22 protein-coding genes are annotated in these 23702 nt (G+C 40.2%); 3 read left to right on the forward strand and 19 right to left on the reverse strand.

Annotated elements, in window-relative coordinates:
* The first annotated feature begins 99 nt into the window (after positions 1-99).
* Complete coding sequence (locus VSQ61_RS13475) at positions 100-663, forward strand: accessory gene regulator ArgB-like protein (protein ID WP_334344942.1); 564 nt, start codon at positions 100-102, stop codon at positions 661-663.
* Between the two features lie 59 nt (positions 664-722).
* On the opposite strand, the gene VSQ61_RS13480 is transcribed toward VSQ61_RS13475, so the two are convergent.
* The 5 genes from VSQ61_RS13480 to VSQ61_RS13500 form a co-directional block, all read right to left on the reverse strand.
* On the reverse strand, positions 723-1094 hold the full coding sequence (locus tag VSQ61_RS13480) for a hypothetical protein (protein WP_334344943.1): 372 nt from the start codon (positions 1092-1094) through the stop codon (positions 723-725).
* Between the two features lie 147 nt (positions 1095-1241).
* The gene (locus tag VSQ61_RS13485; RefSeq protein WP_334344944.1) at positions 1242-3674 is read right to left on the reverse strand and encodes a hypothetical protein; all 2433 of its coding nucleotides are present in this window, start codon (positions 3672-3674) and stop codon (positions 1242-1244) included.
* Positions 3652-5802, reverse strand: a complete 2151-nt coding sequence (locus VSQ61_RS13490) for a hypothetical protein (RefSeq protein WP_334344945.1) — start codon at positions 5800-5802, stop codon at positions 3652-3654. The genes VSQ61_RS13485 and VSQ61_RS13490 overlap by 23 nt, the downstream gene beginning before the upstream one ends.
* A 65-nt stretch (positions 5803-5867) precedes the next feature.
* Entirely contained in the window at positions 5868-6473 is a 606-nt protein-coding gene (locus tag VSQ61_RS13495) for a DUF4313 domain-containing protein (RefSeq protein WP_334344946.1), read from the reverse strand.
* Positions 6474-6476: 3 nt separating this feature from the next.
* On the reverse strand, positions 6477-6809 hold the full coding sequence (locus tag VSQ61_RS13500; RefSeq protein WP_334344947.1) for a hypothetical protein: 333 nt from the start codon (positions 6807-6809) through the stop codon (positions 6477-6479).
* Positions 6810-7207: 398 nt separating this feature from the next.
* On the opposite strand from VSQ61_RS13500, the gene VSQ61_RS13505 reads away from it, so the two are divergent.
* On the forward strand, positions 7208-7594 hold the full coding sequence (locus VSQ61_RS13505; RefSeq protein WP_334344948.1) for a hypothetical protein: 387 nt from the start codon (positions 7208-7210) through the stop codon (positions 7592-7594).
* Between the two features lie 71 nt (positions 7595-7665).
* Here the strand turns inward: VSQ61_RS13505 and holA are convergent, their stop codons facing one another.
* The 14 genes from holA to VSQ61_RS13575 all read right to left on the reverse strand — a co-directional run bounded on the left by holA (position 7666) and on the right by VSQ61_RS13575 (position 21723).
* Positions 7666-8559, reverse strand: a complete 894-nt coding sequence (holA, locus tag VSQ61_RS13510; protein ID WP_334344949.1) for a DNA polymerase III subunit delta — start codon at positions 8557-8559, stop codon at positions 7666-7668.
* Positions 8549-11218, reverse strand: coding sequence for an ATP-dependent helicase (locus VSQ61_RS13515; RefSeq protein WP_334344950.1), 2670 nt, complete (start codon positions 11216-11218; stop codon positions 8549-8551). Before VSQ61_RS13515 ends, holA begins: the two co-directional genes overlap by 11 nt.
* 49 nt (positions 11219-11267) lie before the next feature.
* A complete protein-coding gene (locus VSQ61_RS13520) occupies positions 11268-12098 on the reverse strand; it encodes a hypothetical protein (protein ID WP_334344951.1) in 831 nt (276 codons plus the stop codon).
* The gene (locus VSQ61_RS13525; protein WP_334344952.1) at positions 12095-12886 is read right to left on the reverse strand and encodes a hypothetical protein; all 792 of its coding nucleotides are present in this window, start codon (positions 12884-12886) and stop codon (positions 12095-12097) included. Before VSQ61_RS13525 ends, VSQ61_RS13520 begins: the two co-directional genes overlap by 4 nt.
* Complete coding sequence (locus VSQ61_RS13530) at positions 12883-13590, reverse strand: ThiF family adenylyltransferase (RefSeq protein WP_334344953.1); 708 nt, start codon at positions 13588-13590, stop codon at positions 12883-12885. Before VSQ61_RS13530 ends, VSQ61_RS13525 begins: the two co-directional genes overlap by 4 nt.
* 4 nt (positions 13591-13594) lie before the next feature.
* Positions 13595-15331, reverse strand: coding sequence for a Mov34/MPN/PAD-1 family protein (locus VSQ61_RS13535; protein WP_334344954.1), 1737 nt, complete (start codon positions 15329-15331; stop codon positions 13595-13597).
* Between the two features lie 15 nt (positions 15332-15346).
* The gene (locus tag VSQ61_RS13540; protein WP_334344955.1) at positions 15347-15949 is read right to left on the reverse strand and encodes a hypothetical protein; all 603 of its coding nucleotides are present in this window, start codon (positions 15947-15949) and stop codon (positions 15347-15349) included.
* 125 nt (positions 15950-16074) lie between these two features.
* On the reverse strand, positions 16075-16353 hold the full coding sequence (locus VSQ61_RS13545) for a hypothetical protein (RefSeq protein WP_334344956.1): 279 nt from the start codon (positions 16351-16353) through the stop codon (positions 16075-16077).
* A 16-nt stretch (positions 16354-16369) separates the two neighbouring features.
* Positions 16370-17317, reverse strand: coding sequence for a phosphoadenosine phosphosulfate reductase domain-containing protein (locus VSQ61_RS13550; protein WP_303661656.1), 948 nt, complete (start codon positions 17315-17317; stop codon positions 16370-16372).
* A 13-nt stretch (positions 17318-17330) separates the two neighbouring features.
* Entirely contained in the window at positions 17331-17789 is a 459-nt protein-coding gene (locus VSQ61_RS13555; protein WP_334344957.1) for a hypothetical protein, read from the reverse strand.
* Positions 17786-18511 carry a Rad52/Rad22 family DNA repair protein gene (locus VSQ61_RS13560; RefSeq protein ID WP_160274255.1) on the reverse strand — a complete coding sequence of 242 codons (726 nt, stop codon included), beginning with the start codon at positions 18509-18511 and terminating at the stop codon, positions 17786-17788. Before VSQ61_RS13560 ends, VSQ61_RS13555 begins: the two co-directional genes overlap by 4 nt.
* A gap of 247 nt (positions 18512-18758) precedes the next feature.
* Positions 18759-19367 carry a hypothetical protein gene (locus VSQ61_RS13565; protein WP_334344958.1) on the reverse strand — a complete coding sequence of 203 codons (609 nt, stop codon included), beginning with the start codon at positions 19365-19367 and terminating at the stop codon, positions 18759-18761.
* 14 nt (positions 19368-19381) lie between these two features.
* Complete coding sequence (locus VSQ61_RS13570; protein WP_334344959.1) at positions 19382-20950, reverse strand: hypothetical protein; 1569 nt, start codon at positions 20948-20950, stop codon at positions 19382-19384.
* A gap of 185 nt (positions 20951-21135) precedes the next feature.
* Entirely contained in the window at positions 21136-21723 is a 588-nt protein-coding gene (locus VSQ61_RS13575; protein ID WP_334344960.1) for a hypothetical protein, read from the reverse strand.
* 341 nt (positions 21724-22064) lie between these two features.
* On the opposite strand from VSQ61_RS13575, the gene VSQ61_RS13580 reads away from it, so the two are divergent.
* Entirely contained in the window at positions 22065-23663 is a 1599-nt protein-coding gene (locus VSQ61_RS13580; RefSeq protein ID WP_334344961.1) for a replication-relaxation family protein, read from the forward strand.
* Positions 23664-23702: the final 39 nt, after the last annotated feature.

Raw genomic sequence — 23702 nt, forward strand, 5'->3', positions numbered from 1 at the left:
AGCGAGGGGGAAAAATGACGTGGATACCCGTATTTATTACGAGCAATATTTTAACAAAGAAAGTATTAGATACACTTGCTATATAAAAGGGGTGAGATTATGGATCGCTTATCCACAAAACTAACAAATTACATACTCTTAAAAGGCGTTATCGAAGAAAATGACTTTGAAATATACCAATACGGCTTTCATCGATTTCTAGAACTATCCATAAATATTATGTGCAGCATCATTATTGCCATTTTATTAAATATGAAACTTGAATGCATTGTATTTTTCCTCTTTTTTATTCCCCTTCGCTCCTATTCCGGCGGTTTCCACATGGAACACTATTTATCCTGTCTTTTTTTATCCTGTCTATCCTTAACCGGCATCCTCTGTATCGTAAAGTATTTTTCAGCAACACTGCCTCTTTCGTGTGTTTTATACTTCATTTCCTTAGCGGTAATCAAAATAATAGGATCCGTGAACCACCCTAACCGAAGCGTTGACAAAGAGGATAATCTATTTTTTAATAAGAGAGCCAATATCATTCTGCTTGCAAGCCTTATCATATTTGCAATCTTTTTACTTTCAAACAATACACGCTATCTATTTTTAGAAGCACTTGTCTTTACCCTGATGTCTGTATCCTTGATTATCGGAAAAATTCAATATTCGTAAATAAAAAAAGGACTGCCGCTCAACACGGCAGTCAATCCAATATACTGTTTATATAGCAGTCATACAGGATTATCCAATATAACTTCAATTTTATGCTCCAATTCCTGCAGCTGGTGCAAATAATCCTCTCTCAGATCATCTGGTACATCCTCATCCAGATTCTGAATATCTTTATAGTCCTTCTTTCCGATATCCTGCTTGTGTCTGTAAAACCATTGCCATCTCCAGTTTTTCAGAAGACTCTCCGCCATTTTTTCAGGTGCGTCTAATATTTCATCTATAAAAAACGTTGCGCTGCTTTCATGATTTGTAACACCAATCTCTCCAACAACAGATACATAACCTGCATAATATATATGTGCAATATGGTAATCCTGAGATTCCTTTAAGATATCAGAAAAAATTTTTATTAATTCTTCGTATTTATCCATAACGTCCTCCAATTTATCTAAATTTTATCATAAATTTGTCCTATATTATTATTACATCGGGCAAAATTTATGTACATTAATAATATTGTTTATAGCAAAAAAGGGAATACCCTTAATAAGTCTCCCTCTCATATCCTCGATATGCAATTACTCTTTCACACATACTAAAAATTTGTTCTTCTTATAGCTTCCCTCCTTATCAACTGTATTGGAACCATCCAGGCTGTCTAAATACTGTTCACCGGCTTTCGATTTGGATATATACATAGAAAAATCCGAACACACCATCCTTTCCGGTTTCCATGTCTTATATTCCATATTCATCACCAAAAGAGCTCCCAGCTGCTCAGCTTTCCTTTTCATCAGACGGAAAACCATTTTCATTACGTCTCCTATCATTCTGTGCGGAACTCCGGCTTCATAATACCTTTCCAAAAAAAGCACTAAAAACTCTTTGTTTTTTATATCCGGTTTATTTTCAGCCACCTCCTCTCGAGTTAAATCGACAAATTCCAGCTGCGGCTCCATTACACTACTCTTCTTATTGGCATCTCCATACATTCCCTTTGTCAACCGAACTGCAGCACGCATCACTATATTCCCGTTCCAAGATACATACAAAACCTTTTTGTTAGAGTCATGACTGGCCAATAAACACTGCTTATATACTCCGTCTATATAGGAAAGACATGTGCGGCTTGGCATTTCGCCCATTTTCATAACGGGCAGTAGTCCGTCTTCCTCCCAAACGCATAGACTGCCATCCTCATCATACAGATTTTCCATCCAAATATGTTTAGCAGTCTCGGTAATCGGATAATCAAGTTCATTGCCCAGATCATTGCTATGGTACTTCAATTCCTTGAAACGCCCCAACAATTCTGCGGATACCAACCGCCTCAATTCCTCTTTCTTATGGGAAACATTTGTATAGTATGTCCACATAATATGCGCACCATCTTCATAAAGGAACGCCATAATCCTTTCCTTATTGTCCTGCACAAATTTCTGGTCGAAACCAAATACATTCTTCAACTGAAGCCACTCCTGATCCTTCTCTAACGTGTCATTTCTAACAGAGTCCATATCCGCATACTGTGAAAAAATTTCTGCATTACTGGAAACATAGCGCGCCTCTGACACACTCTTGATGTCATTAAGAAGATGCCTTATTTTGTCAAACTTCTCTAACAGCCTCATGGCAACATCAGCATCCAAATCCTTAATATGGACAAGATCCTTCTGCATCCACTTTGACAGAGGATAAAGTGATAATTTAGCTGCAATTGCAGAAATGTCCATATCCTGCCGCAAACATTTACGCTTAATAATCTCCCTCATCACTTTCAGCCTGTCATCAACACGCTCATTCTGTAATTCAGAATACAGCGCAGCATATTCAACGGGCAGTTCTTGTAATACGGAAACCTCTTCAAAAGTGTGAGTTCTTGCAGACAGTAATTTCATGATATCTTCCGGATAATATTTGATGCTCCGGCACTGTTTTAAATTTTTGTCATTCAATGTATTTATATTTACCACGCGGGAATAAAAAGATTTCTGGAACAGCAGGGAATTATAAGGTACTGAACAAAAGATTTCAGGATTATTCCTGACAAGTGACAGAAATGCCTTTTTCTTATGTGTCACCGCATAGATGACAAGATCCTCTCTATACTTACCATTCCAATTTTCATTAAAATACTCATTATAGAAGAAAGAGATATATGAGGCCCGGCTCTCTATCATCTGATGCGCCTCCTGAATTTTTCCCTCATCCACCTTTTTCCTGAGCCTCTCCAAATCATACAACAGCGCACGGTTCTCCAAAAGACGCTGACAGAATTTTTCACCTTTGTTTCCATTATAAAAACCGTCTGACCATCTAAGAAGTGACTCTATTTTATCTGGCTCAGCCTCAATCTGCTTAAAAAGCTCATCGTCAATCTGCACCCTGCCGCCGCACATCCTATTTATAATTTCCAGGATCCTCAAGATTTTTCTATTACGCGCCATACTCCAAAGACATTCCATATAACAATCACACATACTTGACAGCATACTTCCTGATATCACATCATTGTAAAAAAGTTTTCCATGCAGGCGGATTATTTCTTCACCTTCCTGTCCCTGATGCGAATAATAATTATCCAGTCCTTGGCACAGCTGACGCCTTTCTTCACAAAGCAACCCCATATCAGCATAGTACCTCAGATATAGTGCGATATATGAATTACTAACCATTTCATCCTGCAAAACATCATACAGCTTTTCTATTGAATATTTTAATACTTCTTTCCCATCCATCTGCTTTAAAAGAAAGCTGATTCTCCATGCAGGAATACCCCTTTGAAACAGTTGCGAAATATTTTTCCGCAATTCTGCACTATTTATCAGAAGTGCCTGCTGGATACCGGGCAACTCTTTGTAAGCTGCCGACACCCCCATATCAATGATATCCCTGCAGCCCGCTATCAGGTTTTCTTCACTGCACTTTTTTGTCAATGATGCATCAAATTCTGCATTTACAATTAAATGGCAACATTCTCTACGCTGCTTAATCTTCTGAATTTCCATCATGCACTACCTCCATTTTACTTATTATCTCCTGCACTTCACACCAAGCAAGCCTGTTAAAGCGGAATTCATCAACAATACACTCCGCAATTGTACCTGCCGCCTTTTTTCCGATTTTGGCACATATTTTCATGTTATCCCTAAATAGGTTCAGGCACACAAAAAACTTATCATCGCTCCACCGTAACTTCGAAAAACGCTTGGAAAGCATATCGTAAACCTCATAGCAATCTTTGGCAGTTGAAATCTCCTGTTCCATTTCTTCCCGACATCTGCGCAGAGATTCCTGCTTATCCTTCCGCTTTTTCTCTTCATCGCGCTGCTTTTCTTCATTCCGATATATCTCCCATTCTTCATCCGTATAATACTGCCTGCATAACCGCTGCTTTTGAGGTCCATCATCCATAGTATCCCGGATCACAAAAAACAGCTCTTTACTCTGCTCCGGGAACAATCTTTTCGCCAAATCATCCGTCAAAAATGCATAGAAAAAATCCTCGTATTGCGATGGACGTTCTCTGTATAATGACTGTTCTACCCATACGAAAAGTTTCCGTTGTTCATCAAGTGACAGTATCCCCTCTTTAAAATCCAGCCGTTGAATACAGTGCCCCCTGTAATAGCCGGAGGTTTCGATTATCACGTCATCAAGTATGATCTTATCCTTACCCATGAAATTCCCAAGTTCGCATATCCCATACTCTTTGTCAAAGGCTTCCCAAAAGCGGAATATTTCATGATGATCCAGCTTCTTCATGGTATCCATGATATTCGCTTTCATAATCTTCCACTTTTCGCTCATCTCGTCCTCTGACAAAGTCCTTTCATCCTCAACATACTGTTGAAAAAGCTCTACAACATCACACTTTTTCTCTGTAATGAGCCGCTTAAACGTCTGTTTAACCTCATCCGTATCTTTTATCCAAACAAAATCCATATAGCTTCTGCCTGTGCTTTTCTGAAAATTCAGCAGCCATAGTTCAATATCCGAATTCAGATGAAAGTATAGACTTCTTGCAAATATGCACTCAAATTCATCCGGATTCATCCATGCTGCAATGTCACACCAGTTTTCATCGCCAAAATTTACATAAAACCATTCTTCAGGAATATGCATCTCTTCCCTGCCTTGGTACAAATATTTGTATATATCATGATTCTTAATGAAAACTTTCCGTGAAAGGCTTTCTAAAATACCCCTTTTCCCCTCAAGGCATATTTCGTACTTCATATATCTTATTATCAATGCCTTACAGAGTGCCATCAGATGCATCTCTTCCAAATGTTCTGAATTAAAAAGCATTTGTACTCCGGCAAGCGCCATTCTTTCCATTGTAATAGAATTTAGTTCCAGCACATCCGGCATTTTTGCATTTTCCGGCAACGACAAATTCAGATAGAGGATCTCCTGTTCGGTATATCCCATCTCCAAAAACCTGTTCCACGGTGTACTTCCTTCCTTTACATACTTACAAGGCAGCTCTAAAAGGCTTTTTAAAAGGTTGGCATCCTGTTTTCTGTATTTCCGAATGTCATAATAAAACTGTTCCAGAAACCATTCATAAAGCCTTTCATTTCCATACGCCTTTATCGTTCTATCCTTTCCGAAAAACCGCACTGCCTGCTCTCTCGCAAACTCCCACGCGTCCGGTTCATCCCGCAATGTGTATATTGCAAAGATTGCCTCTGCCGTTTCCTGGAAAGAATACCGACATATCCTTGAACGCAGCTTTTCTTTTTCTCCCTCTTTATCCGAAAAAAGAAACAGGGCACAGCTTAGATAAAAATCTCCTTCTGCGCACAGCCTTACTTTTCGCAGAAACTGCTCCAACTGCCTTCCAACGAACATGGAACCTTCCAGCAAATTTTTCCCTTCAGCCAGAGCCAACATAATTGCCCGCATCTGACGTTCACCGCCACCACATCTTTCCTCATACCGCTCCAATACTTCTCCCGGATAATTCAGCCCGTACTGTTCTTCCATAGGGCTTACAGGAACACACTGTCCGAACAAACTGTTCCTTTGTCTCTCCGTAAACTGCTTATCCTCACTCGACAGTGTAAAAAGCAGGTGTTTCATCTGTTGCAACAGTGAAATGTCCACATATTGTTCTAATGATGCCAATTGCATACAATAACCTCCTTTTGTTAAAAAAAGGGCGCCTTACGACACCCTTACAACTCCATTTATAATTTTCAATTCGGGAACAAAGCAAACATTTCCTTAAAACAGCTTTCACATATGCCCTGTCCACGCGCCAGCAGTCCTCTTTCTCCGTTGCTTAATTCCGGAAAAATATCCTGTATCAAATACGGCGCACCTTCTTGATATTCGCGGTACATTGCGGCCGCTTTTTTGCTTACGATCAACGGGAACTCCTTGCTACAGATTTCACAGCTTCGGATAAGGAATTCCTGTTTCTCGCCCAACTCCTCCTGCCATTTCAGATATTGCGCATAAAACTCGTTTGTATATTCCAGCAGTATGCTTTCATCAAACAAAAACTCAGGATACGACACATAGCCCGATTGAACCTTACGCCCAGTTGCTTTTCCCAGACCGTTCTCTTCCAGCCACTTTACGATATCCGCGCCACAATTATTGACATCAATATACGCACAGTTTTTCGCCTGTGGCGCATCAAGGCAACAGGTAATTACAAACGAATCTTCATCGTCAACGCCACTTCCCGCCTTATATATGTACACCCCCAGACTCCTGTTAAACAAGTAATAAACAGGATATAATTGCACATGCATCATCTGTCCGCCAATTTGGTACATCAGTTTCTTTTCTTTCATAAATTAAGCTCCTTCCTTTTTACAAATATAGCCATCAAAAATCTCCACTGTGTTATCTGGTAATCCGGCATCTACTTTGGGTCCTGCCACCAAAAGAACACTGATTACACTACTTCTTTCAAGGCTGGCATCCTTTACCTGATAAGCGGCTATGATATTTTCCTGCACATTGACAGCTACATTGACCTTTGTGCAGTCAAATATATCCTCCTGCTTAACCTCATATCCCGCCACCGACGCCACTGTTTCATAAAATGGCGTCAGTACCTGTTTCATCTGTTCATCAGACAAACAGACTAACTTAGATTTTTCTTCACAACTGTTTTTTCCTTTCATACGCATTTCCTCCTAGTTTTGAATAAAAAATGGCAGAAAACGCACACTTATCCTGCGCTTTCTGCCGTAAGTACTTATAGCATATTTAGTTGTATTCTGTAATTCTGTTCCTCCTCTTCCCATAAAAAAACATCCGGCACAGCCAGATGTCATCTACGTTATATCTATCATGAACCCATTACTGGGAATTGCTTTTACAGGTATTCAGCATAAGCCATTTACCATAAAAATAAAAAAAATTTATAATAGATATTATAATACTCTTTCCGTTTTTGTCAATAATTGTCAAATTTCCAATCCGTTCCCTGCGCCCCTTGACTTTGACATTTATTTCTCTTAAAATTAGAATACTTCCATCCTTTTCCACGCAACCTATAAAAATTGAGGATATAATATTTATGAACATGATTGCAATTCAAAATAATCCAATTTCCAAAAACACAAAGAAATTCTTAAAAAATATCGGCATTACGGATATCTCAGCAGTTGACACGATTTCCTTTTCTTCTTTGGAACAGAACCTCCTACCTTACGATCTTGAAAAAATAGTATATGAGTTAATGCCTCTCGGATGCTTGCGCCACCCTGATGGCGAGATTTTCATTTTTGACATTCCAATGACCAAAAGATTACTGCATATCCTGGCGAATTATGATGTGTATTACTTATCAAGGCTGGCAAAATACAGTCTTAGAGAAATTATGCAGTTCCGCAACCTCGGAGCCAATACCTTCCATGAATTGGAAAAAGTATGCAAGGAATACGAAACTCCACTACCAAGCTGACAACTTGCAATAAAAAAAGAGTTCTACACTTCACATAATACGAAATGCAGAACTCTTATCATAAAATAATTTTATTGCTTTTTTAACTGACATAACTGCGATAAACATAAGCGGAAAGCAAAATCCTGAGCATACCGTCCGCTTTTTATTCCATTCACTGCCTTTTGAATAATGTCAATCCCCTCGTCAGCCTGCTCCAGCGTCATCTTGGGAATATATGTCCTCTGATGAACACCTGCTTCCTGTAAGGAACAGCCACACACATTAACCTTATACAGAATACGGTAGCTCCTTAAAAGGAGAGAAAGCGTACCTATCACGTTCTGTCCGCCATTCTGGATTATCAAGTCCGCCTGATGGAATAAATCTGTAGTCCTGCCTTTGTCTATCAGGCATATCAGCTTGAAAACATCCTCCCGCTCATTCAACTGCACCAGCCGCTGTACTAGTTCCGTCGTTATTTCATCCTGTGTTGTACACAGGCGGTTCAGCGCTGATTTTACATGATATAAGTTTACATCCTCCATTTCATAATTAATACGCATAAGGAATTCCTCGTATGCTCCTTTGGTAATTTTGCAATTCTGCCTTTTTATGTATCCCAAAATCCATTTTTGCAGCATACCCATATCCTTATCCAGCTGCTTTACGCTTTCTTTAGGGAATTTCTTATACAGGGAAAGCCTTTTGTCTATCTCTCTGGCAAATATATATAAATCTGTCTTGGGCGCCGGCTCTTTCAGGTATTTTTCCAAAAACTCATTTGCCACCAGTTTTTCCATAGACACAATCAGAACCCTGCGGTTTCCCATAAACGGCATCTGCTTTGCAAAATCTCTCTCCGTCTGCGTGAACTGCTCCGTTTCCATGAGATTGAATTCCGGCATCACAATCCCCTTGACTGCCTCTGCCCTATATGCATGGAGCAGATAAGGCTCATTTCCAAAAATCAATTCATTTTTCATACCGCGCTCTCCTATTTACAGAAATATATTTCTCAATATCCTTAAGGAAATTGCTTTTCCCCGGATAGTCCTCCAGAATAAACAATACCCTTTTCGCCCTGGTTACTGCCACATATAAAAGCCTGCGATCCTCTTCCACATCGCCGCATTCAAAATTGTCTACCCCATATATAATTACCGCAGGAAACTCTTTTCCTTTCGCGTCATGGGCGGTCAACATGCGGACCTGGGAACGTTCTCCCGTGCTGTAATAAATTCTCGTGTCATCTTCAAAGACCTTCATTGCTGACATAATCTCATAGAGCTGTTTGTAATGCTTAATCTTCTTCTCATACATTATGTCCTCTATCTTCTCAAGTATCTCCTTCGTGCAGACTCCCGTTGGAAAGAAAAACAATCCCAATTCCGACAACGCCTGCTTTAATGGCTTTTTCAACACCTGCATGGCACGATAAATAGAACCATATGCTTTTTTCAGCGGTTCCAACGGTTCCAGAAAATATCTGCTGGATTCGTCCCCATAGAAATCATATATCAATCCCTCATTTACATGGTCCTCATAGATACTGAGCTTCCTGTCTACCTTTTCCACGGAACACCCCATGATACTTAAAAGCCGGAACAATGCCTTATCCTGACACATCCCCTTGACCGCAAGCTCCAACAAGTCCAAAAGCATCTGAAAAACGCAGTCTTCACGCAGGTAGAACTTCGGCCGTTCAAGTGGTACCGCTACACCGGTCAGGACTGCATCTTTGTCTACAATCTTACACAGGTTATTCAGCTCCTTATTTGTCCGGGCAATTACTGCAATATCCGAATACGCATATCCTTTTCCATGTATTTCCTTAATCAGCGCCCCAAACCTGCAATCATTAAAATTGGGTATATGTATAGCCTGCATCCCCGTGGAAAAAGATGCTGCCAGCTGCATTGGCACCCGCTCCCGATTCTTTTCTATCAGACCTGACGCCATTGTTACAATTTCTTCTGAGGAACGGTAATTTCGGGAAAGCAGAATATCTTTCGTTTCAGGAAATATGTCTGGAAAATCCAGCATAAACCGGTTGCTTCCGCCCCGAAAGGCATATATCGACTGATCCGCATCACCACAAATCATCAGATTATTTTCCGGTTCCTTCACCAACAGCCCGACAAACTCCGCCTGGGCATCATCGAGATCCTGCACTTCGTCCACCATGATATAGTCATACTGATTCTGCACCGTTTCCAGAATACCCTGATTGTTTTTCAACAGTTCTACCGCCATACCCACCTGATCGTCAAAGGTAATGTATCCCATTTCTTTAAAGGCTGCATCATACAGTTTCTTGACTCCTATGATTCCTTCCACGTCTTTTTTGCTATATGCGTTAGAAAACGCCTCTATCCCATGCTTGTTAATAAATTCAAAATCTTTCAACAGCGTTGCTATCAGACCGTAGCGCATGGTAAGCCCCTCATAGCTGACCCCGGAAATCAAGGGCGCATGGTTAAGGACTTTCATCAATAGGTTCTTACAGTCCACAAGCCCTGCAAGGCGTACCGGACCTGTCAGGAACTCATTTTGGGTGAGAATCCCAAATGCCAGCGCATGGAGTGTATAAATATTAACTCCCTGTCCCACCTGCACTCTCTCCTGCATTTCCTGCGCCGCTTTCTTGGTAAAGGTAATTGCAAGGATTTTTTCTGCCGGAACTCCTGACTCCACCAGCTTTCGTATCCGTTCTACCAAGACAGCCGTTTTACCACTGCCGGGACCTGCGCACACACGAAGGGGGCCCTTTACATGGTTTATTACATTTTCCTGTTCATTGGAAAAAGAAATCTCCTTTTTCTTTGTATGTGCTTCTTCCACCTGCTTTAAAAGAACAATATTCGGCGGTTTGCAAATATTTTCAAAAAAACAACCGTCACAGGAACACTCCTCTGCCTGTCCGATAATATGCTGTATATGCTCCCATACTCCTTCCGGATGCCTCTCAATATACTCCCCGCTTGAAATCTGAATGATATTATCACCTTTCTTTTCCTCGAACCTTGCAAGCCGGTCCGGTTTGTCAGCGGAAGAAACAAGCCTTACCATCATTACCCTGATCTCCTTTTGGGGATACTTTTTACTAAGCCCTTCCATCAGAACCAGCATTTCCAGACTGTTCTCCACTTTATGCTGCAGCTTCCTCGCCCTATATGAATACGGCTTACAAAAGTTCCTGCATAAAATGACGCCAACAATACTTCCATCAGACTGTTCAAACAGCAGGTCTGCCGTTCCTGAAATGCCAGCTACGTCTATTTCACCGTGGCACAACGGCATCTCCAAAGATACCATTGTATTTACTGATATTCTTGCCAACGATGGGATTGGGAAATTCCTTAAGAACCGGTCAAACAGCGCAATTTCATGTGCAATCACCCTTTTACGCTGCCAGCAGAGGGCGAACCAGTCTTCCTGATACGCCTCCTCCATATACATCTGCAGCTCTTCTATGATGGCATCCCTTTCCTTTCCCATGGCAATTCCCGCAGACATTCTCCTGATTGCCTCACTAAAACATAGATTCCTTGCATTATGGTCTTTCAGTGAAAGTTTTTGCAGTTTATATTTTCTGCCGCATTCCAATCCTGCAATCAAATCCTTACTCCTTATATGTTCCACTTTTTCCTCCTTATAAAAAAACGGGGCAGCTTTCCGCCGCCCCTAAAATCTACGCCACCTTTTTTGGGGCGTCAGTATAAGCCTCCAGTTTCTTTAGTGCGATATCAAGAAGCTGATCCATAACAAACGTCTTGCATACCCAGTTAGGATCAAAATTGTCAAAACCATAATAATTGTAACCATCACAGCCAAGCAAAAAAACACCGTACTCCTCTCCATCACATTCCTTTTTCTCTTCAGCAAAGCAGGCCCAAAACGGCATCCAGATATCATGCTCCAACCTGCTTATATGAAGATCTTCTTCCTTGCACACCGTCTGTATCAGATCTGCATCCTGTTTCTTAAGCGTATTATATGTAATCAGTTTCTCATTTAATAAAATGCCAAGATTAAAGTAATCCGTATAACGTACCGCCCCATTCACTAATTTCTCCTCATTCTCAAAGAATTTTCTCGCAAAACCTTCCACGCCGCATTCATCCAGAAATTCCATATACGCCTTATGAAACCGCTCCTCTTCCGAATCTCCACTGCCCCCGGAATCATCAGAAACCTCAATGTCCCCGCATTCATGTCGCAAACCGATACATTTCCATCCGTTAACACTGACAGCCGTATGCATAATATCCGACATCTCCTCGTCCCAAAAACGATAATCCTCTTGTGCATCGTCATATGCACCTACTAACCTTGTGGGATCATACGTTCTGACAAGCTCCGGCTGGTACTTTTCCCAAAAAAGGTTCAAGTACCGTAAAATCAGATTGCACAGGTTAGCTCGGAGTGGTGCCGAAGCATGATAATTACCCGTTATGCACTCATCAAGCACAGTGTCATCAAACGGGCAGGTATCTATTTTCAAAATATCTTCCAACGTCACATTTTGTCCTCCTTGTTCATTTTAAATAATTCCATTGCATACTCCAGCAGTTTATCCAGCACTACAATCCTGATGAAAAACAAACTATTCATCATCCGAAAGTTCACATCGCCATCACCATTCCAACCTTCAAACAGGCCCAGTAAATACTTGCCTGCATCAAGCATACAAAAATCTTCCTCAAATTTTATACATAATGGTCTGCAGATTTCCTTCAGCAGTTCTTCAATTTTTTTATCCCCTTCCGAAAAAGCCAACTTAACTTTCCGGTAGTTTTGTTTCCTGAACTGCAGATACCATCCTAAATTATAATTCCAAAAAATATAATATTTTGCATCGCTGCGATATGGTTGTATGCACTTCTTCATTTTTCTGGTCAGTTTTGCCGCACTCTTCCACTCTTCCAATTTACACGGCGCCGTCTCCGGCAGCCGGGTCAAAGTCTTCCCTTTGTATGCCATAATTCTATACTGCCAGTTGCATTCCGTCATTATCTGGATAAAAATTTTTCTGGCAAACTCTCCTTCACGCCATCGTGTGATATACTTCTCAGCGTTCACGTCTTTATCCTTTTTTGACAGACAGTACTTAACATCCGGCAATGAGATAGACATATTCATGGTCGAAACGAATTTTTCAATATACCGGTAGAGCAGAAGAAAATATACCCATTTCTTAATTGACAGACGCGATGATTCATATGTGTAAGTCCATGACGTACTTATATCACATATCACTTCTTCATCAATCGGAGTCGTATCAATGGCAAGAATATCTTCCAAGTTCATAATGCCTCCCGCCTCGGCGTCCGATCCATTGAATAGCACTTGAACGCATCAAAGAAAACAATTCCACCCGGCCAGTCATCCGAAAGAAACTTTATCGTATTAACCAACAGGATTAATGCCGCGAACTGGTTGGTTAAGAGATGCTGTGGTTCCACCTGGTTCAAGACCTCACAGCTTTCCTCGCTCCTTTTTACAGCCCCCTCCTGCAGCACATCCGGAAAATAGGTCGCTCTGTCAGGATACATCTCTACCCCGCCTATCCGCGATCCGATAACAATTTCTCCCGACTGGTATTCATTTGCACTGTCCATGTAGATACAATGTTCCCTATTCATATAAAAACCGTGCATACTCTGTCTGCACTGGTGGTTATCGACACACCCCACCAGAAAAACAAGCGAATCGCCCCTCACAAGCTTCTCTATGTCCTTTTCGCAGTCAATATAACCATCATAATAATCTACGGAAAGACCATACGCCTGGGAAAGCATCTCAGCCATGACCTGTGCCTTGTTATACCCTATATCCTGCGGCAAAAAAGCCTGCCTTACCAGATTTTTGTCCTCAACCAAATCACCGTCAACCAGAACTATACGTATTTCATCGTTCCGAAGGCATCTGTTTCCATAAAGATATCTTCCAAGTTCCTTGATATAATGGCTTCCTGTGCCGCCACAGCCAACAATGACAATATCACTTTTCATTTGTCTAATCCTCCATTTCAAAAACATCACTCAGCTTCAGCATTTTGTAATTTCCGGCAATGCCGGCACGCAGCTTATGGGTGATTTCCTTCTTGTCAAGATTGCCAAATACCATAAACAGACGCGTGCCTTTCTCATCATTATCGTCTATGGACGAAAAAAAGGCATTCATGGTTCCATGACTATGTATATCCATAACCAATACTTTGTCATTTTCCATATCATGATTGCGCGTAAAAACAACACTTGCAGACGTCACTTTCTGTTCCGGATAGTATATTTCATACTTTTCCGTTTCCAAGTTATAAAAAATCTGCACGGCAGCTTCTTTGCGTGGATTTCTCTTAAAAAAGGCAACAACATCCATCAAAATCCCATAAGGAATCTTTTTTTCCGTCATCCTGAAATCCACATCGGAACCGTCTTCCCTGCAGTCAAAACATCCATATGGCATCTGCTCAATTCTGTAAACAAAACCATTGTGCCCCGTTACAATAAAAAACCCCTGATTCTTGCGCACATTCATTATCTGAACGCCTTTCCGGGAGCCTTTGAGTACTGGAATAACAAATCCCCTTTCGTCATAATGCATTTCCGTACGCTCTTTTGAAAACTCCGGATAAATGCTTTCTATCACTGTACGGATTTCTTCCAGCGTAGCCGACTCTGCGTTTTTCAGGTCTTCTTTCTCGACCATCATTGTAAAGCCGGAACCACGTACAAGAATAGGCAGGCCAATCCGTTCGTTGGCCATCTCCCTTTTAAACTCCAATACAGGGAACAGCAGGTTAATTTCTGCATTGTAAACGAACATTCCGTTTTCGTACTCAGGATGCTTTTTCCCATAGGTTTTACGGATTTCCTCTAAAGTCACCTGTTCTTTTTCCGCATTTCCAAAATCCGCGCCCGTATATGTTTCCTTTTGGTCCAGGTATCCTATCTGGACAGGCAGGCTGTACTTCTTGCCCTTGATTTCGGTACCGCCTAACATATATGGGAACAACAGGCTGTTTCTCTCATCATAACAGAAATGACAATCCGAATACTCAGGATATTCTTTCACCCATGCCGCCCTTATTTCTTCAAGCGGCACTTTTTCTTTTATTTCCAGTTCATATTTCCCGACTTTAACAGTTAACGGAAATGCGATGGTCTGGTCCTTTTTTACTTCCTGATACTGGATATCCAGCTTGACCCAGCATCCTCCACCCTGGCAGGTCTTTTCATCTGCTTGTCCGTCATCAGAACCACCGTCTGTATCCGCTGCTTCTTCCTCAGCATCCAGTTCGTCATCCTGCTCCTCGTCCGCATCTTCATTCCCATAATCTTCTTCAGACGCAGCTTCCGCAATGTCTAACGGATCATCTTCTTCAGTCCGGTCTTTCTCATCATCCGCATCCGTATTTTCCGCAAGTTTTTCCATTGTTTCATGCAGCCTCGTAAATTCATTGCTGAACTTTACAAGACTGAACTGAATTCCGCTCAATTCAGGATACAGCTTACGAAGCTCTGTCTTTATTTCGTTTTCGCCCAGAGTCACTCCTCCAAACTGTTCCTGCGTAAGCGTACACTGAATATATCCGCTTCTGATCCGCACGGGTAACTGATAGCGTCCACCCTGCTTTACGGGCTTTTTTTCCTTTTTCGCTGTTTTTCCTCCGCCCTTTCCTTTTGCACCTTTTTTCTTGTTAGCCACATCCTCACTGCTGATTCCAAATAATTCTGCTAAACTGCTACTCATAATCATATCCTCCTTTTATTTTTTCCATGTCATTAAATCTTTCAGGCACATTTTCCCTCTCTGCTTTTTTATTGGCATAAGATATTCTTCCGGGAAATTCTGTTTGTTATGGAGCTGCTCAAATAGTTCACGCAGTGGTATATCCTTCACTCCAATACACTTTTCTGACTTATACAGATCCGAGTTGCATGGACTCTGTATAAACAGCGTCATTACCATTTCCAGCCTCTTTATTTCCAGGATGTCCGGAAATACATTACTTCCCCAACAAACTCTCCCATCATCGTATACGTTTCCAAATGGATATCTGTAAAGCACACTATTCCCCGTCGGTTTATCATCTTTTAATACAAAAACCCGCGTTTTTTCCAGCCTGCCCTTATCCACATGAAACGAAAACACAAGTGACGGCACACAGACATCGTACTGAGTATTCTCATACTGCATCATCTGCATGCTTGCAGGCAGCACAGTGACAATATCCGCCTTTAACTTATTGTTTCTAATACCAACTGCACCGTTGTAATATCCAAATGGAATTTCTCCAATAGGTGTTAGTTCTACTGTTTCAACAACCGACTTTTGGAAAGCTTTCAACAGAGATCCAATTTCTACCATTTTAGAATTTTTTTTCCCTTTCTCATCCGTAAATACAACATTGGCACAATCGTAACCATGAGAACGGTTAAAATTCTGATTCAAATAAATCGCTATATCCTGCATTACCATACCCTCCTTTTACTCTACAACGCTCTCCGCTGATTATTTTTGTAATCAACCAGCTTCGATGCATTAAAATAATCTTCGGTACATGAGTCATAGAGACTCAAAATTTCCGGTGTCTCATTAAACAGGTCTGCCATTCCTTCCAGACTAAGTTCATTAATGACCCTCTTATCTCCTGCCAATACCAAAAACAATGTCCGAATTCTTTCACTTTTCTCATTAAGCTGACCGATATCTACAGGCTTCAGCTTCAATATTTCCTTCTTAAGCCGCTTTCCATCAATAAAAATAGCCAAAACGTATCCTCCTTTTTTAGTGAATAAAATTGCAATAGTTCAAAACATAATCAAAGCCTAATCCTCCCGCACTCATAGGTTCCATAACAAACCTGTATACCTTTGGATAATTTTCCCTAAGCCGCTGGTACCTGTTCGGCTGTTCCTCCAAATGGCATCCCATAGCGCAGTACATACAGCCTGTCCTCTGCTCGCCCGTATTGTAATAGGCTCCTTTTTCGCCGCAGATTTTACCGTATACAGGACATATCCTTAAATTATTTTCCACTGCATACCGCAGGATATCCTGCCGCGGCCAGAAACCGAGTGGCTGTGATTTAGGCTTATCTGCAAGATACACGTTGCACCCTGTCCGGTTATACTGTCTCTGCCTCATAAAACCTTCATCCTGCGTAATCCCTATGTATGGCACCCGTCCGGTTCTTTTTGCATACTCAGTCAATGGTTTTTCCTTCATGACTATGCAGCAATATTCGCTTATATCAAACGGCGCATCTATAAGGAATTTCCAGCATTCAGACAGCTTACCAAGCTTCCCCCGTTCATCTCCATGCAGAAGGTAATTCCGGTAGCGCTCTGACAGGTTTCCATGCCTGAGCTTTCGTATCTTTGCAGCAACCTCCTTACTGATCAACGGATAGCCATAAGTAAGCAGGACATCTTTAAAATTCATTTCCGGATACAGGATTTCCACATCATAAAAACTACGGACAAACTCCCGTATCTGAGGGAATTCTAAGCCTGTATCCACAAAAACCTTTGGTATGGACCGGTCCAGAACCCTCTCCACCATATGCACCAGCACCGTTGAATCCAGGCCGCCGGAAAAACTGATATACACATCTCCGCCATAATATTCATACCATTGCCGTATCCGTGTAGCAGAGAGCCTCAGCTTTATCTCATATGGCAGATATTTTCGCTGACTGAACTCCCAATCCTGCAGTTTCAAATCTTTGTCCATGATATACATTTTCTTACACCCTTTTTCTAGCTAAAAAGCTGAAATCAATCTCCTTTTGCAAAAATAAAAGAATGTAAATACCTACTTCATAAATGAACAGGTTCACCCTGTTGCTATGATAGTTTTGTATCCACATTCCTGCTATCCGGGCAGCATCTTCCGCGTTGCCCACAATTTTCCCTTGCTCCAGCCGGCATCCTTTCATTGTAATCTTCTCTGCAATGTCAAACCCGGCATATTTCGTCTCCATTCGTTCGCGGTAATACTTCATCAGTTCCTCCGCCTCGCTTAAATTTTCAAGCAATATCACCGCTTCCATTTCATCAATGCAGAGCCCGTCTTCCACATCCTCCGCCAACTGCATTGCCGCAATCAGGTACAGTGCATAGAGCGCATAAGCGTAATGATAGTTGACATATACATCAAACGGCTCTATCCCATGCTTTCTAAAAAACTGACTTCCTTTCATCATGCTGCGCCTTTCTTGTCAAATGAAACAAATTCCAGCTGCATACTCCCGCGGTATTCTTTGCGTATCCCACGAAAAGTCATTTCATTCAGTTTTTGCCCGATCTGAAATTTTTCACCGTATGCTTTCTGGAGATCATCCCACTGCTTTTTCCAGATGAAAAGCTCGAGTGTTTCCCCATCACAACATACTTTCGCCTTGACACCGCCCTTCGGCAAGGCTTTAAAAGGCTCCATGACCGTCACTTTCACGACCACTTCTTTCTGCGGTTCCCGACCGGGCTGCCGGGATCCGGTTGACGCTTTTCCTTTCATGCCAATCCCGAACCTTTTTGCACATCGTTTAAAAACATCCTGCACTGCAGAGTCAACCGAATTTGCAACAGATGTTGGACGTGTTGATTCTTTGGGATAGATGACATCTGCCGCCCCGCTGGTACTGCGCACAATAGGTACACGCTCGTCATCATAGATACTGAGTTTTCCGCTTGCAATGCAGCTTTCAAATCCATCAGATCCGAAACTGTACACCTGAACAGGGGCTATGAGTTCAAAGTCCCAATTTCCCATACCCACCACGTTATTCAGGCGCTCTTCAATCTTTTCAACCGGTATGTACGCCATCCCTGTTGACGGATGCTTTTTTACCGCATCTGAAGGAAATTCCGCCTGAAGCTTTTCCCATACTTCTCGTATGGGCATTCCATTTACTGTTCTTTCTTTCAAGATTATCCTCCTTTTATAAAATTTTTCATAAAAAAAGCGCCTACAGTAACCTGTAGACGCAATATTTTTATGATGCACCCTTATCATACACAAAAAGACCTGTTTCCAGGAATTTAATCCCTCTGTCAGCATACGCTGGCAATGTGAATAATAAAGAATGTTTAGGATATTATATTACAATGAAAGGGCGTTTGTCAAAGAATTCTTATATTACAGTAGTCTCATTTATTCTTTCATTATTCCACTCTTATCGAAACATTAAACCATATAGATAATTGGCTAATTGGTTTATTAAATCTAGTTGTTCAAGAAAAGGAATCAATATAACAAATCCCAAAATAGAAAAAAGTCTATTTTTTTTATTTAAGGGTAACTTCCAAAAAATAATTATAACTGCTATAACATCAAACCAAAGCTGTGGCGTAAAATAGCTAGACGTACTAATAAATTTATATGCTTCACTCCCAAGTAATAGGTTTGGAATCAAGGTTCCCAATATAGCAATATGTCCATTTTTTCGTCTTAGTGTTATCAAAATATACAACAAAGGGCTACATACTGCCACAATACTCCATAAGAGCAAATATCTGTAAGGAAAATAACGATATACAAAAAGGGTCGCACAATAATAACTAATGACCATACTCAGCATAAAACATAACGTCTTAACTATTCCTTCTTTTGTATTTTTTGAGTTATATTCAACAAAACAAACAACAACAATAAAGACACCTAAATAATTCAAAAGGTCTTTTAAACCCAAATACCCCAATAATGTATTTCCAGGAATTAAATCCACTATTTTTGCCAATGATCCAAATAATAATCCTATAAATATGGATTTACAGTAGCGCATAGAAACCATCTCCCTTAATATGTCTTATAAAAAGACAAAATGTAAGAATAAATTGTGGATATATACATTACACCTTCATAATCTTGAATCAAAAATTTGTTATCAATTTTTGCACTTTCTACTGATTGGAGGTGCATAGACTCCGAATTTAGATTTAATTCTTTTGCTAAGCTCAATGAACTATATGTCATATTTGCGGATTCTGATAAAGTTCTGAATTCATTTTCTATCTCATCTTTGCTCATCAAATTAAACTTGAAAATCAAGCCTAAGAAATCAAAAGCTAAATTGAATGATTCTGTAGATACAAGATAATTATACTGCGATAGAATGTAATTTTCATCTTCTTTGCCAATCTCTACCTCAGCTAAATCTAATATAAGATAATAGTAATATATTTTGGTATTATGCGCTTCATATCCTTTGTCTTTTTCAAACGATAATCGTTCCCTAATTAAATCAAGCTTTTCGTCTGAGATTTCAATGTTTTCTTGAACACAGAATAAGCACTCATAATATGATTGAGTAGAAGAATTTGTTGCGAACAGATTTTTTCCCGTTTGTTCTCCTAAGAAGTTTTCAAGTTTTTTCAATCTTTCATCATCTGAATTAAAAACATATTTTAATAATAAAAATGTTTGATACTCCTCAATCCAATTATCATATTCAACTACATAACTTGGATATAGATTATTTACCATTGGTGTAATAAAATTATAATATTCTAAAAAATATTTTGATCCGTCAAAGTCTTGACTTTGCAAATCCAAACACATAACAGCATAATAAATCTCACTAGACAAGAAAACGTAAGGCAACCGCTCTGATATGTTCTGTATAATTTCATTATCAATACTTGCAACTATTTCAAGTTCTTTACAATTCCAGAGATAATAATAAAGGTTTTCATATTTATAAAAATCTTCATTTTCATAATGATATGAACTTTCTAATTCTAAATAGTCTCGACATTCTTTTAAAAAAATAGAATTTCCATCAATGTAATGATTTCTACATAAGTTCAAATACCAATATATCATAACAAGCCTATTGTTAACACTAGTTTGAGTTGGTATATTGACTTCCAAGAATTGCCTTAATTTTTCTGTATTAAAAGCGGAATTTTCTTTTCCTAAATACATTGCAAAAATGTAATAACATTCAACTGTATCTTCAGTAACTTCCGGATTCAGAGCAATATATTCTTCGATATTTATAACATTTTCATTAGAGTAATCAAGGATATCTGCATATTTTAAATACATTATATCCTCTTTTAGTTTATCATTGAGAGCATCTCTAAAGGCTGTGACAGCTTGTTCATTAACTAATAGATTAAAGTACTCTTGTATTTTAAGATGATAATATGTCTGCTCAAAACTATTAGATTCAATATTTGATAATTTTGATGACATAAAAACACCATCTTCTTTTATAGAGTCAAGCAGAAAATCTTCAACTCCTTCATACATATATATCTCAGAATTATTAACTTGATTACCCGATTGCGGGATAACTTTACAGCCAGACAAGAAAGATATAAGAATGACCAAACTCAAAAAAAATGCTGTTTTCCTTTTCATAAAACACCTCCGTCTTTCTATATTGCAATAGTCGGCTTTACATCTATATTACCCTAAAACCACTTCTCTCTTCAAATTTTTAACAAGGATTTTTGCTTAATGCCTCTATAAATAATACAAGGGATGGCATGAATCTCATACCATCCCTCATTATGCGCTTTCACACTAGACATTTTTCAGGATCTTTAAGGTGTAACAGATGTCTGAGTAGTAATAGTTGCTTTTTTCACTACAGAACCACCCCAAACAGAAGCTTCGTTAACCATCGTAACCTTTTTCCAGTTGCCTTGCAACGCAATATTAGAACGATAAGAGGCATCCTGTTGACCCTTAGTGTTCTCATAATACTTATGAGGGGTAGTAGCCATTGTTGTGGTTGAACTAGTAGTAGCACTTACAGACACTCCTGGCGAAGTTACATTCAGCGTTACAGTTACACTGTGAGTCAATGATTCAGATTCAACTGTGCAGTACCACTCCGTTCTGATGTTAGTGTGATCAGTTTTATTGTACTGAGCAGAAACCTGATAATCTATTAGATCATTCGAAAAAATCGAGCTCAGCCAAACGTTTGCCGTCAATGTACCACCTGTGTCGGTCTTAATAGTTTTAGACAAACTTGCTCTAGGGGTAGGATACTGAACATCCGATAAAGAGTCATTTGGCGCTGCTGGCGTGGGATCTTCAGCCGCAAATACTGTGATGGATGTAGCGCACAGCATTACGACTGTCAAAGCTACAGATAATAATTTTCTTAGTTTTTTACATTTCATGTTTTTTCCTCCTTCTTCATTTGAACTTATACATTGCTTAATTAAGATACTACTATCATAATTATTTCAACTAGAACTTACAAGTCATTTAACGAAATGTACAACTTTTCGTCCCCACGTAGAATGAAAGAAACGAACTTACAATTTAATCTATCATTTTCACACACTATAAAATATCACTTACATCTTGCCAGTTATAACTTTCATGTGCTAAAATACCTTTGTTATTATTAGCATTTAGCTCCTTTCGGAGAAAATGAATACCAAATCCCTGGCAACAGGTTATTTAAGCTGCAGATTCTGCAGCTTTTTATTTTGAATAGAAAGGAGCACTTAAACAAATGCAAAACACACTAAATTATAAAGATACACTGATTAAGGAAGCCTGTCTGCTTTCCCTGACGAAAAGCGACTGCGACCTTTTCATTCTCGCTCAGGTAAATACAATAACTTACCAACAGTTAGCAGCCACCGGACTTCACGGCATTTCCACCACCGGAGGGCGCCTGAGCCTGAAAAAGCTCACGGAGCAGGGATATATAACGGGTAAGACCCTGCCAAATACCAACCGCGTAAAGTATTTCATCCTGACTGCCAAAGGGAAGACACGCCTGGAAAAGATTTTTAGCAGCACTTTTCTAAGCACAAAGCAGATTGATCTTGAGCGCAGACCCCCGACAAGCCAGCAGCAACTCCCGCACCGCATCCACACCAACGATTTATACTTTGCGTATCTCTCCTGCCCATACCTTGAAAATCTACCTGTTTGGCAACTGGAGGCACGCTATCAGGCGGCATCGGAAAAACTGCAGACACCCCGATGCGACGGACTGCTTGAGACAGGATACGGCAATTACTACATAGAACTGGATAACCGTACACAGGGGGATGCCGCATTAGAAAATAAGCTGTCACAATATATGGATTCGGATCTGTTTCTTGGCAGGAATGCAATAAAAAACACCCTAGTTTTTACATTAAACACGGAAGTAAAATCGCCGCCGGTAAAGAAACCACCCTATTCCGTATACCGGATCTTGCTAAAGGCAATCCGCATATGGCAGGCTCTGGAGAAGGAACAGGATAAAGCAATACATTTTTCAGCATTCTGCGACATTATGGAGAACGGCAGCTATCCTTATTTATGCCTGCTGTCAGCAAACGACAAAATGATTTTAAGGAATCTGTGCAGGCAATATCCCGATATCTCATTAAACGATGCCGTCCTTATGAAAAAAGAATTCCTATATGATACATCCCTTCAGGATGAGCGCGTTTCCAATCAGGACGCGCTTTTTTTGAAACGTCTGAAACAGAAATTTTACAGCATACTGGATAACCGCCACTACGCCACTTTGCATTACCGTATTAGACAGGGTATGCGTTTGTATGCCATTCCTAACCACAGGCTGGCAGATAACATACCTTTTCTTTTTCAGCAAGAATATCGTCTACAGCTATGGTTTCCGCAAATCCTGTTCCATATGGGACTGCAGAACTTAGAGGCGTGGAAATACAATCCCTCCCAGTACCTGTCCGATACAGGGGAGCTTCGGTTCTTTTTTTATAACACTTTTGAAAATACGGATTCTTCCCAATCCGTAATCATATTCGAGGATATTGTGCATGACCTTGGCGGACGCGAACGTGTCCGCTTTTTTTTGCGGAAACACCGGAAGGTACTGGACTGCCTGCTCATATTGCTGGTTTCAGACAGAAAGGATGCGGTCCAGTTTATGTCTGAGATGTCCAATATCCTGCAGAAGCCGGAAAACGCCTGTGTGCATATCTGTTTTCTAGATAAAAAGGCAGACCTGTACCAAACACCTGCCATGCAAAACGCCTATTTTAAAAAAGAAAACCTTTGGCTGCCCGCCATGATTGATTTTGACGACTTTACCGGGCAGTTATCCCTTACAGAAAGGAGCGATCTATATTGAGTAAAACGTCTTTCCTTACAAGTTACTTTCAAAGTATCA

This window comes from Candidatus Merdisoma sp. JLR.KK006 (genome assembly GCF_036941035.1).
Classification (GTDB): Bacteria; Bacillota; Clostridia; order Lachnospirales; family Lachnospiraceae; genus Laedolimicola.

Excerpts from the sequence above, each read along its gene's own strand:
- VSQ61_RS13570 (WP_334344959.1), bottom strand. The coding sequence starts at position 20,950 with ATGAAAAGGAAAACAGCATTTTTTTTGAGTTTGGTCATTCTTATATCT.
- VSQ61_RS13505 (WP_334344948.1), top strand. The coding sequence starts at position 7,208 with ATGAACATGATTGCAATTCAAAATAATCCAATTTCCAAAAACACAAAG.
- VSQ61_RS13475 (WP_334344942.1), top strand. The coding sequence starts at position 100 with ATGGATCGCTTATCCACAAAACTAACAAATTACATACTCTTAAAAGGC.
- VSQ61_RS13575 (WP_334344960.1), bottom strand. The coding sequence starts at position 21,723 with ATGAAATGTAAAAAACTAAGAAAATTATTATCTGTAGCTTTGACAGTC.
- VSQ61_RS13565 (WP_334344958.1), bottom strand. The coding sequence starts at position 19,367 with ATGCGCTACTGTAAATCCATATTTATAGGATTATTATTTGGATCATTG.
- VSQ61_RS13480 (WP_334344943.1), bottom strand. The coding sequence starts at position 1,094 with ATGGATAAATACGAAGAATTAATAAAAATTTTTTCTGATATCTTAAAG.
- VSQ61_RS13550 (WP_303661656.1), bottom strand. The coding sequence starts at position 17,317 with ATGGACAAAGATTTGAAACTGCAGGATTGGGAGTTCAGTCAGCGAAAA.
- VSQ61_RS13555 (WP_334344957.1), bottom strand. The coding sequence starts at position 17,789 with ATGATGAAAGGAAGTCAGTTTTTTAGAAAGCATGGGATAGAGCCGTTT.
- VSQ61_RS13580 (WP_334344961.1), top strand. The coding sequence starts at position 22,065 with ATGCAAAACACACTAAATTATAAAGATACACTGATTAAGGAAGCCTGT.
- VSQ61_RS13530 (WP_334344953.1), bottom strand. The coding sequence starts at position 13,590 with ATGAAAAGTGATATTGTCATTGTTGGCTGTGGCGGCACAGGAAGCCAT.
- VSQ61_RS13525 (WP_334344952.1), bottom strand. The coding sequence starts at position 12,886 with ATGAACTTGGAAGATATTCTTGCCATTGATACGACTCCGATTGATGAA.
- holA (WP_334344949.1), bottom strand. The coding sequence starts at position 8,559 with ATGAAAAATGAATTGATTTTTGGAAATGAGCCTTATCTGCTCCATGCA.
- VSQ61_RS13495 (WP_334344946.1), bottom strand. The coding sequence starts at position 6,473 with ATGAAAGAAAAGAAACTGATGTACCAAATTGGCGGACAGATGATGCAT.
- VSQ61_RS13540 (WP_334344955.1), bottom strand. The coding sequence starts at position 15,949 with ATGGTAGAAATTGGATCTCTGTTGAAAGCTTTCCAAAAGTCGGTTGTT.
- VSQ61_RS13500 (WP_334344947.1), bottom strand. The coding sequence starts at position 6,809 with ATGAAAGGAAAAAACAGTTGTGAAGAAAAATCTAAGTTAGTCTGTTTG.
- VSQ61_RS13535 (WP_334344954.1), bottom strand. The coding sequence starts at position 15,331 with ATGAGTAGCAGTTTAGCAGAATTATTTGGAATCAGCAGTGAGGATGTG.
- VSQ61_RS13485 (WP_334344944.1), bottom strand. The coding sequence starts at position 3,674 with ATGATGGAAATTCAGAAGATTAAGCAGCGTAGAGAATGTTGCCATTTA.
- VSQ61_RS13490 (WP_334344945.1), bottom strand. The coding sequence starts at position 5,802 with ATGCAATTGGCATCATTAGAACAATATGTGGACATTTCACTGTTGCAA.